Genomic DNA, 446 nt, shown 5'->3' with positions numbered 1-446 from the left:
GCAACATCGTCATTATCACTAACAATTTTAGCATCCTTAGCGCCCGTCTCAACTTAGTCCTGAGTCTACCTCGTGTTGAAGCTAGCGTCGGTGCTGCCCGTGTTGAGCTTAATGTGTTCGATTACGAAGGCTACGCTAGCGCCAGTGGACGTGCCGCCATAAACAACCTTCGTGTTAGTGCTGAAGTGCGTATAAGCATCAGCGTCGTCTCCGGAATTTCTATTAGGAGTCTCAATATAGACCTTACCTTAGGAGGAGTTGAGGCGGATCTAAATGTTAATTTGTTTGGACGCGACCTCTCCGACACCATCACTAACTTCCTCTCACAGACCGTGCCAACCACTATTGCCAATAACAGGACCACAATCAACAGGTTTTTGGAATATACCCTGCTTCAAATAATCGAAGATTTTCTTCCCTAAGCAACAACAACAACAACATTAAAC

At 45.5% G+C, this 446-nt stretch carries 1 protein-coding gene; it reads left to right on the top strand.

Features of this window, described 5'->3' with window-relative positions; genetic code table 11:
* A partial coding sequence (locus tag F0L74_RS34650) for a JHBP domain-containing protein (protein ID WP_213087176.1) occupies positions 1-422 on the top strand: 422 nt, incomplete at its 5' end.
* Between the last annotated feature and the right edge of the window lie 24 nt (positions 423-446).

Origin of the sequence: Chitinophaga agrisoli, assembly GCF_008386695.1 — a bacterium.
Lineage (GTDB): Bacteria > Bacteroidota > Bacteroidia > Chitinophagales > Chitinophagaceae > Chitinophaga > Chitinophaga agrisoli.
The sequence above is the reverse complement of the archived record's forward strand: the minus strand, read 5'-3'. Positions and strand labels throughout refer to the sequence as shown.